Source organism: Vibrio sp. 1727, assembly GCF_033344415.1.
GTDB lineage: Bacteria > Pseudomonadota > Gammaproteobacteria > Enterobacterales > Vibrionaceae > Vibrio > Vibrio alginolyticus.
Map to the genome: position 1 here is coordinate 136,894 of NZ_JAWPOT010000010.1, position 17,150 is coordinate 154,043.

The following is a 17,150-nucleotide window of genomic DNA, read 5'->3' on the forward strand; positions in this document are numbered from 1 at the left end:
GTCTCGTATTGGTCGAAGGCCTGTCTACCAAGCGAAACTCTAGTTGACGTAGTTCAACGTTGAAACATAAAAGGATGACTCAATGTCTGACAAAAGTAAGACTTTTTACAGGGATGTGCGCAAAAAACCGCATGAATTTGAAAACCGAGAAGACTTTCTAAATCATGATTTAACCGTCATGAGTTTCCGTCGCTGGGGAATTCATTTGCCCTCACGTGATTACAGTATTGAAATCGAAGACTGGGTACCGGCATTAGCAGCAACCATTGGTAAAGTGGTTATGGTCACTGCCATGGTTTCCGCTTTTGCTGCTCAGTTTGGTTTATCTCCGGAATTCATTGCAGAAAACGTGCGTTACGAATTACTTATCGCTGGAGCCCTGTTCGTCATCCTGTTTTCTGCCATACTAAACCCGAATGCAAACTTAGCGGGAACCCATGGCCCAATGATACCGCTGATTCCTATGATTGCAGCTGCAGGAGGGCACCCTCTCGCGCTAGGTTTGATGGTATGTGTTTTTGGGTTAATTCTCGCCTTAACCAAAGGTGGCTCTAAACTCATGACTCTGACTGGTATCGGGGTTCGAGGAGGGTTGTTGATCTACCTTGGTGCCGTTGGGTTGCTCGGGCAAATTAATAAGACGGAAGCGTGGGCTGCAAGTACGGACCAAGGTTACATTTCGTTTGTGGTCATAGGCCTAACCGTTATGGTTTACGCTTACTTAGCCAAGATCAATAAACGTTGGCTCGCTATCCCATTGTGCTCTGCACTCGCGGGTATTGTTGCTTATTTGATGGGCGCTGAGTTTGCCTTTACCACAGAACCGGGCCTGCCTAATTTCAGTCCATTCTACTGGTGGGGTGAAGATACAGGCTGGCAGCTAGGCTGGCCAACCCTAGAGCACTTTATTGCCGTGACTCCATTTGCTCTACTGGCAGTCGCTATGTGGTCCCCTGATTATCTCGGCCATCGTGTGTTTCAAGAACTTAACTACCCAAAAGAAGCGAAAGGTGTACTCATGGATGTCGACGACACGATGGTCGGAGCATCTGTTCGTCAGGGGGTTGGTTCACTCTTAGGGGGCGGAAACCTAGCTTCTTCTTGGGGAACGTACATGATTCCTGCCGCAATTGCCAAGCGTCCTATTCCAGGTGGCGCTCTGTTGACGGGTTTCATGTGTATTGCGGCGGCGGTAATTGGCTACCCAATGGATCTAGCAATGTGGGAACCTGTTCTGCGCGTTGCTTTGATTGTGGGTGTATTCTTACCACTCCTTGAAGCGGGTATGCAGATGATCCATAAGCATAAAGATTCACTCAGTGCAGGTATCTGTATTTTTGCCTGTGCATTCGTTAATCCAGTCTTCGGTTGGGCAATCACGATGCTGTTGGATAACCTCGGGCTTATCGGCGACCATGAGCGTGCTAACGAACTATCGCGCAAAGATAAATATCTGATTCCTGGCACTGCGTTTATCGTTTGTGCAGGCTCCCTTGCTATTGTTGGTCAGCTTCCAGGCATTCCAGCTCTTATCGGTTAATCGAATTATGCTCTAAAGGTATAGTGAGAGCAGTGAGTAAAGGGACTTGCTTCTTAAAATAGTAGACAAAAACAAAAAGCTACCTAGTACCAGGTAGCTTTTTGCATGTAGGGTTAGGCTACGGAGTTAGGCTATATGAGTGATTCAATGCCGTATTTTGCGCCGTAGTGTTCAACGACAAAATCAATGTCTTTGTCACCACGGCCTGATAAGTTGATCAAAATTGAGCCGGTTTCTCCTTGCTGTGCGAGTTTAATTGCGTAAGCGACAGCGTGTGAGGATTCAATAGCAGGGATTATTCCCTCTTCACGAGACAGCTCAAAGAAGGCATCAATCGCTTCGTCATCACTGATTGAGCCGTAATTGACACGGCCAATGTCTTTTAAGTAACTATGCTGAGGCCCAACCGATGGGTAATCCAAGCCACTTGCTACAGAGTACACTTCCTGAGGTTCGCCTTGCGCATCTTTAAGCATGTAAGACTTAAATCCGTGCATGATACCTGGCTCACCGAGTGTGAGTGTTGCAGCATGCTCGCCAACCTTTTGCAAAGAGCGGCCCGCAGGTTCAACGCCGTGAATGGCGACTTGTTCATCCTCTAAGAAAGTAGTAAATAGCCCCATCGCGTTAGAACCACCTCCAACGCATGCGACGAGATTATTGGGTAACTTGCCGGTCATTTCTTTGAATTGAACTCGTGCTTCGTTACCGATAATTGATTGGAAATCTCGTACCATTTTAGGGAATGGGTGAGGGCCAACGACAGAGCCTATCGCATAAAGTTGTGTATCAGGATCTTTCAGATAAGCTTCGAATGCAGAATCTACCGCTTCTTTGAGGGTTTTGCGCCCATGAGTGGCAGGAATGACATTAGCACCAAGGATTCTCATGCGGACGACATTCGGATGCTCTTTGGCGATATCAACTTCACCCATGTAAATATCGCATTTCAAGCCAACCAATGCCGCGGCTGTAGCAAGCGCAACACCGTGTTGCCCTGCGCCAGTTTCAGCAATCAGTTTCTTCTTACCCATCTTTTTAGCGAGAATGGCTTCCCCTAAGCAGTGGTTAATTTTATGTGCGCCTGTATGGTTTAAGTCTTCGCGCTTTAGGTAGATGTCTGCTCCGTATTTTTTAGACAAGTTTTCCGCATGGAAGATTGGGCTAGGTCGTCCAACAAAGTGCTTATATAGGCGAGCGAGTTCCGCTTTAAATTCAGGATCTTTGCTGCATTCCTCATAAGCTGCGTTGATGTCATGCATGATTTGTTCAAGCTCAGGTGGAACAAAGCTACCACCGTATTCACCAAAGTATCCTTCTTCGTTGGGCATAGTGAGATCAAACGAGTTTTTCATTATTTACATCCTAGTTAACGAAAGTATTGATACTTTATACCCAAAATTTGGAAGAGGTTGTGTGATCAGTTGCTTAAATAACAATTGTAGATCTAGTGAACTAGTTAAAAAGTACAGCTTGGGTAGGGGATAATAGTTGGGATGTAGAATCAGGTGGTTTGAATAGGTGCAAAAAAGCCTCGAGAGATCCTAGGCTGTCATAAGAACCTCTCGAGGCAAACAGAGTGCTGGAAATACACTCTGCGATGGTGTCTGGAAACAAAAATTAGATTCGTCTCCTTTGTCAGATGTTAGGGTTTTAGAATGAGTCGATGTCAGCGAAATGTCACAAGTTAATTGCGGTATTAAAAGCTTATTTTTTATTTTTGATTAATGGATTAGAAAGTAACCTAAAACAGGCTAACCTACCGAGTGTTCCGCGTCTTTTGAGTTGAACATGATCTTTCTTTGTCTCGAATCGGCGTCTTTAACCAACACGTGCACTTTGGTCCCGAAAGTAAACGTGGCGCTCTGGCTGGAAATTTTTTGTTTGACTACATCAAATTCGAACTCACCATTTTGGAAACTTGATAAAGGAATGAGACCTTCGATTCGGTTCCTCTAACTCAACAAATCCCGCGAAGTATGTGACTCCAGACGCTGTCCCTATGAAGTGTTGTCCGATAAATGGCTTCATGTAATGACATTTCAGTGCTGACTCAACCTCTTAGCTAGGGATTATGTGCTCGTAGTTATTAGAATTTATTGATTGAGCAGATATATTTAATTTCATTTTTTCTCTTATATTCGCCAATCGCTTTTATTTTATAAACTTTATTTTTATGAGCAAAGCATGAGGCGAAGTGATTCAGATATAAATGAGATTAATTTAGTTCCAAACTGGAATTGCAAGGTAGGTTGTGTGATTACCTAAAGATGTATACCAAAGTGACTTTATTGAAAGTGATTAATGATGGTGTGGGAGAGGTAAGTGATTTGGCTATATAAACTTAGATAGAGAATAGTAAGGGCAGTAACAAGTGGAAGGGGATTGTGGCACCAACAACATTGATGCCACACAAAGAATTACAGTGCAGTTACTTCAGCTGCTTGTAAACCTTTGTTACCTTGTTCAACAACGAACGATACTTTTTGGCCTTCAGTAAGAGTTTTGAAGCCTTCAGAAACAATAGAACGGAAGTGAACGAATACGTCATCACCGCCATTGTCTTGAGAAATAAAACCAAAACCTTTAGTTTCGTTGAACCATTTTACTGAACCAGTTAATTTATTAGACATAGATACCTCTATATTTGATTGTTTTAAATATTGAATTTTTAGCTAATATCAAGTGCTACTATATGATTTTAGAGATAACTATTTTGTCGCAGGAACGTAAACGAGGAATTCGATGTGGAACTGAGAGAAACTTTGATCTTTAATTACATTAATAGCTCTTTCCGTAAGAGCTGATGTGCAGTATACCGACAAAATTAATAAAGGCTAGCCTTTTCTTTTTTATTTTTTGAGTACACCAAGCGCATTGCTTTCAAAGCATACGCTTGGTGTATAAGACGGCGTGATGTTATAGGTGGCGTCGAGCGCTTAGTGTTTTCTGGTTGGGCCGTTACGAACGATGTCTTTACCATTGTCATATACGTGCTGCGAAACCCAGCGGCCAAGGAGCAATTGGTGCTTTTCTCCTAATAGGGCAACAAATGGACGGCCATCGGTATTTGAGGTGGCTAGCGCAACGCCAGTGACACCTTCAAGGCCTAGAGCGCCGCTTTCTACTAAATGCAGAAATGCCTCCAACTCTTCAATCGTTTCGATTACATGGTTATCAATATTCATTGTATTCAATCTCTTCGAATTGCATTGCGGTCGCGTACTCTACCTAAGTTAAGCGTGGAAACCAAGCTTCTACGTGCGTCATGTAATGAGAGAACCTTGCCCTGCCACTAATCATCGATAGTTAGTCTCGATAGTCCGGAACTTGTCTAGATTCAATAAAGTGAAAACCCTCGCTGGTTAGACATGAGTCACATAATGTTGTCTGGTTTATCTCATCAATACTTTTGCTATTGGATGGGGTGAAGGGGAGTGCAATAATTTGTAAAACTCTTTTCCTAAAGGCTGTTATGAAGAAAGTCCTGATTACCGGTTTTGAACCTTTTGGTGGTGACGCCATTAACCCCGCCTTAGAAGCGGTCAAGCAATTAGAGGCTGTGGCCATAAAAGGCGGTGTGATAGTTACTTGCCCAGTCCCCGTAGTTCGATATGACTCGGTGAAAGTCGTTATTGAAGCAATAGAAGCGCACCAGCCAGACTGTGTGATTACTGTAGGGCAAGCGGCCGGGCGTAGCGCGATAACCCCAGAGCGTGTCGCAATTAATGTTGATGATTTTCGTATTCCAGATAACGCTGGTCATCAACCGATTGATGAACCCGTGGTGGCTGATGGGCCTGATGCTTACTTCTCGACACTACCGATAAAGCGTGTTGTGCAAGCATTGCAAACGCAGGGTATACCTAGCCAGATTTCCAACAGTGCTGGAACATTTGTATGTAACCATCTCTTTTATGGGATCCAACATTACTTGAAAGACAATCCGATTCGTCACGGGTTTGTTCATATTCCATTATTGCCAGAACAAGCAGCAGATGGCAGTCAGCCTTCTATGTCTTTGGACATGATAGTCGAAGGACTAAAGCTGGTGGCGCAAGTTTGTATTGCCAATGATAGCGATATCCTGGTAAGCGGTGGAACGATTTGCTAGTAAGTGTTTTAAAATTCAGTAAGTGTTTGAAAGATAATAATAAGCTCGTCGTTTGATGTTGTAGTAAATGTTAGCTTTGTCAAATTTCACAAGTAGCGAAAGGAGTAGCATTGAATAGTCAGGTTGGATGTTGTTCAAACTGGCATTCCTCTAGTACAGGAGGTGTTAGGGGCTAACTTTACGAAAGGCGAGTTATTATGAAAAGCAACAAAAGTAAGTCAATCGCACTTATCTCTGTCGTTGTTTTCGCGTTGGCTATTGCTGCGCTTAAATTCGAAAACACGCTCGGAGTTCTTCCCATCGTAGTCGCTATTATCGCGTTTTTTACTTGCGTTATTTATACCAGTAGATACCTGTCTGATATGAAGCGTTCAGAGTTGATAAGTCAACCCAAACAAGCTCGAAAAATGTGTTCCAACGCATCACGCAATGAGCTTGATGCGTGCGATAAAAAGCGTTGAAGCGAGTCACATTCTCCGTATACTTTGCTGGAGCATTAATGCACTAACGTGTCGGAGATAAGCATGTCAAATCGAGTACCAACCAACATACTGACCGGATTTTTGGGTGTCGGTAAAACGACCACGATTTTAAATCTACTGAAGAACAAACCGGAAAAAGAAAACTGGGCGGTTTTGGTCAATGAATTTGGTGAGATTGGCATCGACGGCGCATTGATGACCGACCAAGGCGCGCTGATTAAAGAAGTGCCGGGTGGTTGTATGTGCTGCACTGCGGGTGTGCCGATGTCGGTAGGTATCACAGCATTATTGCGTCAAAAACCGGACCGTTTATTGATTGAGCCGACAGGCCTTGGTCATCCCAAACAGGTTATCGCGACGCTTACCTCACAGCAGTATGAACCTTACGTTGATCTTAAAGCGACGATTGCCTTGGTTGATCCGCGTAACTTAAGTGATGAAAAGTATCTTTCTAACCAAAACTTCGTGGACCAGTTAGACAGTGCAGATGTGGTTATTGGTAGTAAGGTTGACCTATGTTCCAGCCACGACCTTGATGTGTTTAATGACTGGGTGACGGACCAATCCCCTTCAAAAGTATTCAGTAAGCTTATTCATGACGGTGAGTTGCCGATAGAAGTCTTGGATATTGAACGGGTTTACGGCAGCGCTTCTTCCCATATCGAGTCACATCATCATGACCACGCTCATCAAGAGCCTCAATTCCAGTTGGCGCCTGATGAAGCCTTTGTGCGCAAAGAGAACAAAGGGCAGGGTTATTTTAGTTGTGGGTGGTTGTTTGGGGCAGAGTATAAGTTTGATTTTGAAAAGCTTTTCTCTATGCTTTCGGACTTGACCGCAGAGCGTGTTAAAGCAGTGGTCAATACGGATCAAGGTTGTTACGCGTTTAATGTTGCCAACCGAGTCGTGTCGGTGAATGAAATCAGCTTAGAAGGCTTTGAATCACGATTAGAAGTGATAGATTCTCAGCTGTTGCCATGGGATGAGCTTGAGCGAATTCTCCTTCAGTTATCTGGCATCAAACATTAAATTGCGCAAAGGTTAAACGAAAACGGTGAACCACTGATATATCTGTGCTCACCGTTTTTTCTTTTGTAGGATTTCAATGAGAAAAGTGAGATAAATCACTCAAATTCGGGTATAGTGGACGGCTAAATTTTTAAAGCTATTTTTAGTGGTTTGTTTAAGGAATACGCTCAATGTCATTTTCATCTCAAGGTTTTGCGCCAGAAGTGGTTAAAGCACTGGCAGAATGCGGTTATGAAAAGTTAACGCCAATTCAACAGAAGGCGATTCCAATGGCTCGCAAAGGCCATGATATTTTCGCTACAGCACAAACAGGTACTGGTAAAACGGCTGCGTTTTCTCTGCCTATGATTCAGCAGTTGTTAGACAGTAACCGTAGCGCTTCTCGTAAGACTGCTCGTGCACTTATCTTGGCTCCAACTCGCGAGCTTGCTGAACAAATTGCTGACAACATCAAAGCTTATACGAAGTACACCAATCTGTCGGTGGCGGCGATTTTCGGTGGCCGTAAAATGTCTTCTCAGGTTGCGGCACTGGAAAATGGTGTAGATATCCTAGTGGCTACACCTGGTCGATTGGAAGAACACATCGAACAAGGTAATGTCTCGGTGGCACACTTAGAGTTTTTGGTGTTTGATGAAGCAGACCGTATCTTGGATATGGGCTTTATTCATGCAGTTCGTAAGATCATGCTAGATGTGGATACTGATCCGCAAATTATGATGTTTTCAGCAACGACTTCGAGCCAACTAAATCTGTTAGCAAAAGATATCCTGCGTAAGCCTAAGCGTATTGAAGTTGAGCGAGCGAATACGACAGCACAGACAGTTGCTCACGTGTTATATCCAGTTGATCAAGAGCGAAAAACGGAACTGCTTTCAGAGCTAATTGGTCGTAAGAACTGGAAACAAGTGTTGGTATTTGTGAACTACAAAGAGACCGCAAACGAAGTGGTAAAAGAGCTGAAACTTGATGGTATCAAAGCGGTGGTTTGTCATGGTGACCGTGCTCAAAGTGCTCGTCGTCGTGCGTTAGAAGAGTTCAAGTCCGGTAAAGCACGTGTCATGGTGGCTACCGATGTCGCTGCTCGAGGTCTAGATATTGAAGATTTACCTCACGTTGTGAACTATGACATGCCTTTCCTAGCGGAAGATTACGTTCACCGAATTGGTCGTACAGGCCGTGCAGGTAAACAAGGTCATGCCGTTTCATTTGTAAACCGAGATGAAGAGCTCACGGTTGTTCAGGTTGAAAATCTGATCCAGCAACGCATTCGCCGTATTGAGCTTGCAGGCTATGAACCAAAACAGCGTGAATCTTACATTGAAAAGCTGCACTCAAAACCAGCGTTTAAGAATCGTCAAGGTCGTCGTAATAACCCGAACCAGTCGGCAACAGACCAAGGGTCGGCAGAGCGTCGTCTTGCTATGGTAAAGCGCCTGAAAGCGCGTCGTGGCGCAAAGTAAATTACACAGTCTGTGTGAAAAGAGCCCCTCAATTGAGGGGCTCTTTTTGTTTTGTCGTTTCGCGTTAATTTAGGCCAAGCATATTTGGTTCACCACGATAAATAATGCGATCGTTTCCTCGGTGAATACCAAACGTAACAATGACGGGTGGGTTTTCCTCTTCACTTGTAGAGCTATCCCAATCGTATTTCAGCCAAGGGATGCGATTGCCTGAGCTGTCTAAATCTAGATGGAATTGTATTTGCTCGCGCGCTGAGTCAATTTGGCTTGCAACGATATCGGTTATCCTGCCAATACTCATCGTTCCAACGCCAGAAAGCAGGGCGTTGTTTGCAGGCGCATGCGACCAAATTGGCGTGCTGAAGTAATATTCACCATTCGCCGTTGTTGAGTTGTCATCGAAGTTAGTCGTAAATCGACCGTTTTGCCAAATTTCCACAGCAAGTGGCACTTTGATCACCATGCCTTGGTTGCCACCTACATCTTGAAAGTTCAAACGACCGAATCGAATGTCTGGTTGTTTTGTGAGCACTTCGCTATCGTCGAAGAAGTTTACCTCATCAACGGCTTTTACTGAGACTAAACCTATTTGGCTGATATCACTATTAGTCTCGGTATTGAATGGACCATCAGGATATTGCTTATCTGTCGTGTTCTTTTTCCAGCATGGGCTATTGTTACAAGTCGCATTGGTCGAGGGCTTCTCTATAACAAACGTTCCAACACTCGCGCTACCCAGTAGTTTCCAGTCTACCTTCTTAGGCTTAGGCGGCAAAAACCGATCGGAGTATGAGCTTAGCTCGCCTAAATCGAAATGTTGTTGAAGGTTAGACGAAAAGTGGACGTAATTCTTCACGTTTTCCTTATTCGCATTGAGTGCGACAACATCGTAAGTGACTTTCTCAAAAGGTTGATTCATGTAAGCAAAAGTTTGGCCATGTGGGTAGTGCCATTCTTGGTCTTGCACTTGAAAATATTTTGGATAAAAACGACCAACGTAACGATAGCCTTCGTTCACAGTCATACCTAGATATTTACTTTCTAGGTTTGCTTTTACTCTCAAGCTCCCGACTTCTTCCCAATATAATCCATTAAAGACGAATTGATCATTCTTGGCTGAATTATGCGCCTGAGCCAGTGAGTCACTACTTTTTAGCAATTTTGAGGTTTGGTTCGCTGTCTCTGATGGCGTATGTTGCTCACTCGACAAGACAACCGATGCTGCTGGAGCGTCATCAAGCATAAAATTACGGGTGATAGAGGCATCACAATAACGTGCTGATTCAACAGAACCACTTACAGAGCCGTCAGTTTGCCAAATGATTGGTTTCACCGTTAGAGAGAAAAGTTCTCCGGCAGCAAGAAACCCTTCTCCATGTTCAGAGGTGCCAGAAGGCAAAGCACGTTGGTTGTCACAAATAGCGAGTGTCCATGGTCGCGAGTGCACATTAAATGTCCCTTTCACTTCCACTTTGCCTTCTTCTGGACACTCTTCAAATCCCTCACATTCAAAATGATCGGACAATGTCACTTCAAATATGCCGGACTCGTTCGTGATAAGACCATGTTCAGACAAGCCGTCTTTAAATTCCGCTGAATAGCTAAAGTTTCCTTCACTTCCTCCTAATGGTTGAACCAATGGATGAAAAACCTTAGGAGTACCATTGTAGTTGCTTGCGACTACAGGTTCGCCGGTGGAGGCACAAGCAAGCAATCGCGTATGCACGTTTTCTGGTTTACCTGCAATAACGCGTATTTCATTTAAAGTGGCGCTTTTCGTCTTTGAGTAGGCCTCAAACATAAATGGCGTAAATATAAAGCTAACCGTTTGTTGCTTGCTGGTGTCTTCTGCCATAGTGAAAGTCAGCGTGTAGTTAGTACCTAACGCGATGGTATCAATATCGTTCGGGACCACTCGAACAACGAGCTCACCATTGTCGTCAGACATAAATTGGTTTGCTTTTAATGTCTGCTGACCTTTGATCACCTCTAAAGTGAACAAGTCAGGGTGTGATAGGGCTGCACTGACTTCTGCGCTTACAACTTCTCCATTATTGGATGTCATTGCTGTAAATTGCGGAGGATCGTCGCCGCACATCAGTGCCATGTCGTCCGATGGTGTGACGCTTAGGTCGAAGTCGTTCTCTGATGGAGGCTGCATGCTGCAATTCGGAACATCTTGAGGGGTGATTGGACAGACTTGGGAAGAGTAGTGACAATCAGCCTCGCCCAATCCACAGTATTGCGTGTATTTGTTGTCTTGTGCTTTCGTTTGTGCACTTCCTGGCGTTTGTTGGATTTCACCACAAACTTGACTAGGCTGATTTGGAGCGTTGTTGAAGTTCAATGTTTGGAAGTATTTAATTGCTGCGATGGAACTATAGAATGAGCCACTTAATGTAGCTGACGATCCTACAGATTCAGCTGTACCATAGATCGACATATCTTTTATAATCAAAGAGTTGTGCGCAGAAACATTACCGACGACAAAATGGTCTTGTAAAGGATGGTTTGTTTTTAGGTGTAGTGTTTCGCCTTGTGATTCGACCTTACCACAGATGTTTGTATTAAATATGTTGGTCGTGCTGTGTGTCGAAATATCACCAATAATGGTGTTGTACGTTCCATCAATGTGAAGTGTCGAACCTGTTAGCTTAATATTCCCGTCTATGAGAATGTTATGCAGCTTTGTTGGGTATGCCGATAGAAGATCACCATAGATGACAGTGTGTTTGTTTTGGTAATCGTCGAGGTTTGAAGCTTTCTCATTGTTAACCGTTAATCCGGTAGCGAGGGCGTGTAGAGAAATACGCTTATTGGGTTCACCAATCGTATTATTCCCCTCTAACACAATGCCATAATCTGCTTTTAACGTTATCTCTTTTTCCGGTAATGAGGAGACAATTTTATCACCAGCGGGTAGGACTAGTTTCCCTGTACAGCGATAAGTCGTGCCATCGCTTTCGATACTAAAACTCTTGTGTGAGCAAAGTTGACCTAACTCAGATAGATCTTTTACGTCATAAGTGGTGGCGTGTGAGGTTAGCGGTAAAAAAAGAACCGCAGTGAAAATACTGCAAAGACGCATCATCAAATGTCCTAATGAGTGGAACAAGATGGCATCAAGCGAGCGTGAGCAAATGCTCACTGAAATTGGAATAGCTGCGGTAATTTTTTGTTTTGAAGCCGCTTAGTTATTGAACTTTGGTTATTTTTTATTTCGTATGTCATACCAAAGTTTAGCGGCCTTATTACAACGTAAGTGTCAGGTTAGTTCAAGAGGCCAGTGTGACGTGTGTCGATTTATATGTGTAACTATTTGTTAGTTAAGGATAATAAGTAAGCATGTTGGTTCAGAATCAGGAAGGAAGCGATCCTGATTCTGAATGTTTATAACGCTATGCAGCGTGAACGATGAGTGGAGCCATCTGATATAACTCTTCTAGTATGGCTTTCGTTTGTCTCGAATAGACCAAGCAATCTCGATCGCCAACGAGCTGAATTGCTCTCACTTTACCTGCAACCAGACATTGCCTAATCGTGCGTAGAACCATTTGGATATCAATTTCTGACGCGCCATCAAGGCTGTTTTTGGTTTTTAGAGATCCAAGGTCGATACTAATGATTATTTGGTCGCAGTGGTCTAGGTAATTGCCGATCTGTTGCTTAACGTTATTGCGATGACGAAAAGAAAACTCTTTCTCGGTCACCCAATCACAACCTTGATCTTCCGCGTATTCCCACGTTTCCTGCTTCGTCTCTTGCTCACTGACGCCAGCAAAAAACAATCGTACGTTTTGATAGCGAGAAAGAGCAAAATGGAATGCAGAGCCTAAGCGTGGCTCAAGTGTCGGTTTCAAGTTCATGTTATGCCCGATATTTACGACACCCACTTCGTCTCGATAGGATACGACCACAGGTAACATGGACAAGATTGCCTCGGTACAGTTAGTGACTAAAAGCGGAATTGAGTGACGAGAAAGCGAAAGACTTAACGCTTCCTGAAACTCGCCATTCTCCAGTTTGTCGTGGTTGAAGTGCCCATAGTTTTCAGCGGTTTCATGATCATGTTGTTGGTAAAGCCAATCACTAGCATTTTCCAAACTTTGATCAGCTAATTCAAACGCGCCCTTAGACATGGGTGGCAAATACTCACACACTGTCATAAAAGAAAAAGGGTAATGCTGCGGCTGTTTCACGGTGTGATGGAGTTTATAGCGTTTGAAAAAGCTTAACATGATGAATTACCTTTCTGGTGGTAGTGCCCTTGCCGCTTGCAGTACATGTAAAATAATGCGCTGCTTATCCTTTTCGACTCGGTGGGCCGGAGCCATCACTGAGACTGCGCCAATCAGTTTGCTTCCTTTCATTACCGGTGCGCTAATACCTGAAACACCCGGGTCAATCTCAGAAGTACTGACGGCATATCCGTGTTTACGGATGGTTGTGAGCTCTTTTTCCCACTCGTCGCGTCGGTGATCTTGATTAAAATATCTCAAGATTTTCTCGCATCGACTTTGAGGCATAAAAGCGAGCATCACTTTAGATGAGGCACCGCGCAGCAGAGGTTGACTTTGACCCTGGACGAAGCTGCAACGCAGCGCCTGCATACTTTCTTTCTGTCTGACACAAAGCGCACGATAACCCGCTGGTACCATATAAGCGGCCATTTCCCCGGTTTGTTGTACCAACCTAGCCAGTATGGTTTCGACCATGTCGAGCCCATGTTGCGCGGTCTCATAGCTGTGCATGAGTAATAATGCCGCCGGACCAACGACAAATGTCTTGTCGTGAACGCTTTCTTCGATCAAGTTCCACTCTTTAAGCAGTTTTAAGTGTCGGTAAAGGCTGCTTAAAGGAACGTTCAATTGCTCGCTTAGCGTTTTCGCAGAAACTGGGAACGGACTAACTGCAACTTGCATTAACAACTGCAGTGATTTTTCGTTTACCTGGTTAGCATTAGCTTTGTTTGTCGTCATGAGAGTGTTGTAACGTGTTGTAGGAGTTACGACAAATATAATTCTTAATCACTGAGAAAAGAAAAATAATTTTAATGGGTAATTCTTACATGATGAGAAACAGACAGGTAAAGACTTTCGCAACTACCGATAGACATAACATGGTGTCGAATTAAAGTCTCAGGTTTGAGGCGCTTGATACTAAATTGGAACAGGAGTGATTAAGACATTGTTTAGTTTGCGGTATTACTCAGCGTTTCGCATACTGAGTTAATCCAAACAAATAATGTTAAAAAACGTGAGTTGCTAGCGGGTATCGGAATCGAGGTACCATCTCAGTAAATCGGTTTTATAAAAGGTTACTTTTATATGCTGAATAAGGCGATTTTTAAAAAAGCCATCATTTTTCTTCTGCCTATTCCCTTGGTTATTGGAGAGGTTTTGTATTTAGCTCGTGAAAGCGTGCAAAACAATCTCAATCATTTATTAGAAAAAAATGTGCAAATTGCAGATGAAATTTTATTCCAAATAGAGACAGAAAACCGCACGGCGCTGCTACACCCTGAGCGATGTGAAGAGCTCCAGCAAAGCTTAATGTTTGAACGAGATATTGAAGAAATGCTCATTGTGAAAGAGGGAGTCATTACTTGTTCTTCGAAATTGGGAAGTATCTCTAAACCGTTAGCTGAGCACATCACCTTTCCCAAGGGACAAACGCTAGCGCTTGGTAGTGTTGATAGCTTGTACGATCAGTTTTTGCTAGTGGTAACGGAAGGAGAGCGCGGTTATCAAGCCGTAACGATTATCGATCATGACTACTTTAATGCGACAATAGGGTTTAACAACGATTTACGCCTAAAACGTTCTGCGCTGTTTATTCATGAGCAAGTTTCACCTGAAGGAGCATTAAGAGCGGGAAGTAATCCTATCGGTATCAAATCGTCGCAAATGTTTGAGTATGAAGCTTTGAGCGAAGCCAGCGATCTTTTCGTCAAACAGAGAACACTTTCCTATTTTTTGTACTCAATTCCAATTATTTTCGTGATCTACCTTTGCTTGTATGCGTTGAATAAGTTTATTGATCCTCATCGCAATTTGATACTGGATCTTAAAAGAGCGATAAAAAGAGGAGAGTTGACCCTGTATTACCAACCGCAAGTTAACGTTGATACCGGCCAGTTATTCGGGTTTGAAGCGCTAGTGCGATGGGAGCATCAAAGTAAGGGGTTCATTTCTCCGGATGAGTTTGTCCCTGCGGCAGAGCAAAGTGGATTGGTTTTTTTACTTACTGATTTCGTTCTGGATAAAGCGGCAGAGGACTTCAGTAAATTAGGCTTTGATCAGCCTGTCCACCTTGGTATTAACGTGCCGCCTGGTTATTTAGTCGGACCAAACGCGATCAGAAAAATTCAATTGCTCGACAGACAGTTGAGCCGAAACAAAGTCTCATTAGGGGTAGAGATAACGGAGCGTCAGCTCATTGATTCAGAGGCGAGAAAATGCATTGCAGCACTGCGAGTGCATGGTATTGATGTGCTGATCGATGATTTTGGAACTGGCCAAACCTCGTTAGCATTTTTACAGCACATGCGCATAGATTACTTAAAAATCGATAAGTGCTTTGTCGAAACCATTGGTATTCCTAGCCTTAGTGCTTCTGTCTTAAAAGCGATGGTTCATTTCGCGGAAGAGTTACAAGTACAATTGATCGCTGAAGGCGTGGAAACCATAGCGCAAGCTGAACACTTAAAGCAGATGGGAGTGAGATATCATCAGGGATACCTGTACTCCAAACCATTACCTTATGAGCAGCTTGCGCAGCGAAATCATTATGATTGGTAGACGTTAGCTCTATAACACTGAGCATTTTCATCAAACACAAACTCTAACTCATTTTTGATGCTATCTAAGCGGTCTTCTTGGTAGTGAGACACATACAATAGTTGGCTTAAATTCTCTCTAGCGATGAGTTCAAGTGTGTTCTTAACTAACCGTCTACCCAAAAAATCTAACCCTTGATACGGCTCGTCCAAAATCAATAATGTGGGTTGTTTCACGATGGCTCTTGCAATCAGTAATAGTCGCTGCTGACCGTACTCTAATTGCTTGAATGAGGTTTTTTTGTACTGGCTCATATGTAAGATATCGAGCCACTCGTTTGCAATATTCATCTCTTTGCGAGTTGGCTGGTTATACAACCCAATCGAATCGTAAAATCCTGACAAAATGACTTCTAATGCGCTGCAATTGACTCGATATTGGAGGTGTAGCGCTGAAGACACCATGCCGATATGCTGCTTAATTTCCCAGATTGTCTCGCCAGTACCACGCTTTTTACCAAAAATATCAATGTCATTGCTGTAGCATTGCGGATGATCGCCAAAGATCAATCCAAGTAAGGTACTCTTTCCACAACCATTTGGACCTTTGACCTGCCAATGTTGGCCCTTGTCTATGCGCCAGTTCAAGTCAGTAAAAATCTTCTTATCGGTGTATTCGACAGCCCCATTCTTTAGTTCAAATATTGGGTTGTTGAATGGCGTCGAGTGCTGATGCTGACGTATCAAGCTTATCATTTCTTCACTCTGTTGCTCTGACTGAGATTTTATTTGTCCAATGATTGGATGATTATCCCAACTGGACTTATCCATTGTACTATCAAGCTTTCCTGCACTGAAAAGCGCGATGCTATTGATCCACTCAGGCATGTCAGATTCGCGAGAGAAGGTTATGAGTAGTTGCACATTTTGAGAAAGCGAGTGTAAATAGCGAGCGAGAGCAGCTCGGTGCGCAATATCTAAGCCAGTAAATGGATTATCGAGTAATACTAAGTCAGGTTGTGTGGCTAAAGCTCGGGCGAGCATTACTCTTCTGGTTTCTCCGGTAGAGAGAACACGGAAGCCACTATCTCTAAGATGACTTAGGTCGAGATCATTAACTAGCTGTTCAGTTAAGTTAGTGTCTTGGCTCTGTTCTAGGATTAATGAATAAACAGTGCTTCCTTGGTCGATACGATCAAGAAAATCCGTATCATCTTTTTCTAATTCTCTTTCCAGTAATCGCTGTTGCTCTGATAACGACACTTGCGCAACGGACAGCCCATTTAGCTCAATTTCCCCACTATTTGGTGATATTTCATCACAAATAAGGTCTCCAAGCAGAGAGCCAATATCTCCATCCGCGCTGAATATCCCCCAAGACTGCTGAGTGTTAATTTTCCAATCGTCAATAAACAAGTGTGTCGTGTTTCTCTTAGCTGCAAGCTGACGAAAGTGAATAGTCATTGTGTTTGTCTTCCTTGTTTTCGCTTTAGTGGATTACTTATAACAATTTACGAACTCAGTACGGAAGCGCTTTTGTGTATTAATTTTGAACAGTGCTCAGTCTTGTACATATTAACGAAGCCTTGTATTAGAGGATAAAAATGCGACTAGAGTCATTAAGTAACAAGTAAGCTTGTCAATAATTTTGTTTTATTTTTGAATCAACCTATCATTATGCATGTGAATGTTATGCCGATAAGTTCATATTTGCCGTTTGTTAATTAATCAATGTAAGGACACA

Annotated in this window: 13 protein-coding genes and 1 pseudogene; 6 read left to right on the top strand and 8 right to left on the bottom strand. The window is 43.3% G+C overall.

The window, feature by feature from the left end; translation table 11 throughout:
* The first annotated feature begins 82 nt into the window (after window positions 1-82).
* A complete protein-coding gene (locus R8O10_RS11660; protein WP_005375642.1) occupies window positions 83-1,540 on the top strand; it encodes a DUF3360 domain-containing protein in 1,458 nt (485 codons plus the stop codon).
* A gap of 131 nt (window positions 1,541-1,671) precedes the next feature.
* Here R8O10_RS11660 and trpB read toward each other — a convergent pair whose 3' ends face one another.
* The 4 genes and pseudogenes from trpB to R8O10_RS11680 form a co-directional block, all read right to left on the bottom strand.
* On the bottom strand, window positions 1,672-2,895 hold the full coding sequence (gene trpB, locus R8O10_RS11665; RefSeq protein WP_238970815.1) for a tryptophan synthase subunit beta: 1,224 nt from the start codon (window positions 2,893-2,895) through the stop codon (window positions 1,672-1,674).
* A gap of 399 nt (window positions 2,896-3,294) precedes the next feature.
* Window positions 3,295-3,601, bottom strand: a pseudogene (locus R8O10_RS11670) (S1 RNA-binding domain-containing protein); the annotation flags it as partial.
* 359 nt (window positions 3,602-3,960) lie between these two features.
* The gene (locus R8O10_RS11675; RefSeq protein ID WP_005375644.1) at window positions 3,961-4,173 is read right to left on the bottom strand and encodes a cold-shock protein; all 213 of its coding nucleotides are present in this window, start codon (window positions 4,171-4,173) and stop codon (window positions 3,961-3,963) included.
* 306 nt (window positions 4,174-4,479) lie between these two features.
* Window positions 4,480-4,728: a hypothetical protein gene (locus R8O10_RS11680; RefSeq protein WP_213879526.1), complete on the bottom strand. Its 249-nt coding sequence runs from the start codon at window positions 4,726-4,728 to the stop codon at window positions 4,480-4,482.
* Window positions 4,729-5,015: 287 nt separating this feature from the next.
* Between R8O10_RS11680 and pcp the strand changes: the two genes are divergently transcribed.
* The 4 genes from pcp to R8O10_RS11700 all read left to right on the top strand — a co-directional run bounded on the left by pcp (window position 5,016) and on the right by R8O10_RS11700 (window position 8,628).
* Window positions 5,016-5,654 (top strand): pyroglutamyl-peptidase I, encoded by a 639-nt coding sequence (pcp, locus tag R8O10_RS11685; protein ID WP_213879528.1) that lies wholly within the window; start codon window positions 5,016-5,018, stop codon window positions 5,652-5,654.
* Window positions 5,655-5,851: 197 nt separating this feature from the next.
* The gene (locus R8O10_RS11690; RefSeq protein ID WP_005375648.1) at window positions 5,852-6,115 is read left to right on the top strand and encodes a hypothetical protein; all 264 of its coding nucleotides are present in this window, start codon (window positions 5,852-5,854) and stop codon (window positions 6,113-6,115) included.
* A 63-nt stretch (window positions 6,116-6,178) separates the two neighbouring features.
* On the top strand, window positions 6,179-7,165 hold the full coding sequence (locus R8O10_RS11695; protein WP_318191425.1) for a GTP-binding protein: 987 nt from the start codon (window positions 6,179-6,181) through the stop codon (window positions 7,163-7,165).
* Between the two features lie 170 nt (window positions 7,166-7,335).
* Window positions 7,336-8,628 carry a DEAD/DEAH box helicase gene (locus tag R8O10_RS11700; protein ID WP_005386186.1) on the top strand — a complete coding sequence of 431 codons (1,293 nt, stop codon included), beginning with the start codon at window positions 7,336-7,338 and terminating at the stop codon, window positions 8,626-8,628.
* 64 nt (window positions 8,629-8,692) lie between these two features.
* On the opposite strand, the gene R8O10_RS11705 is transcribed toward R8O10_RS11700, so the two are convergent.
* From R8O10_RS11705 to R8O10_RS11715, 3 genes are all read right to left on the bottom strand, one after another.
* On the bottom strand, window positions 8,693-11,719 hold the full coding sequence (locus R8O10_RS11705) for a polymer-forming cytoskeletal protein (protein WP_318191426.1): 3,027 nt from the start codon (window positions 11,717-11,719) through the stop codon (window positions 8,693-8,695).
* A 307-nt stretch (window positions 11,720-12,026) separates the two neighbouring features.
* Window positions 12,027-12,866 (bottom strand): arginase, encoded by an 840-nt coding sequence (locus R8O10_RS11710; RefSeq protein WP_318191427.1) that lies wholly within the window; start codon window positions 12,864-12,866, stop codon window positions 12,027-12,029.
* Between the two features lie 6 nt (window positions 12,867-12,872).
* Window positions 12,873-13,607, bottom strand: coding sequence for an IclR family transcriptional regulator (locus tag R8O10_RS11715; protein ID WP_005386192.1), 735 nt, complete (start codon window positions 13,605-13,607; stop codon window positions 12,873-12,875).
* Window positions 13,608-13,955: 348 nt separating this feature from the next.
* Here R8O10_RS11715 and R8O10_RS11720 point away from each other — a divergent pair, with 348 nt between their 5' ends.
* Window positions 13,956-15,428: an EAL domain-containing protein gene (locus R8O10_RS11720; RefSeq protein ID WP_053303738.1), complete on the top strand. Its 1,473-nt coding sequence runs from the start codon at window positions 13,956-13,958 to the stop codon at window positions 15,426-15,428.
* On the opposite strand, the gene modF is transcribed toward R8O10_RS11720, so the two are convergent.
* Window positions 15,416-16,870 carry a molybdate ABC transporter ATP-binding protein ModF gene (modF, locus tag R8O10_RS11725; RefSeq protein WP_047101539.1) on the bottom strand — a complete coding sequence of 485 codons (1,455 nt, stop codon included), beginning with the start codon at window positions 16,868-16,870 and terminating at the stop codon, window positions 15,416-15,418. The two genes, R8O10_RS11720 and modF, sit on opposite strands and share 13 nt — an antisense overlap.
* Between the last annotated feature and the right edge of the window lie 280 nt (window positions 16,871-17,150).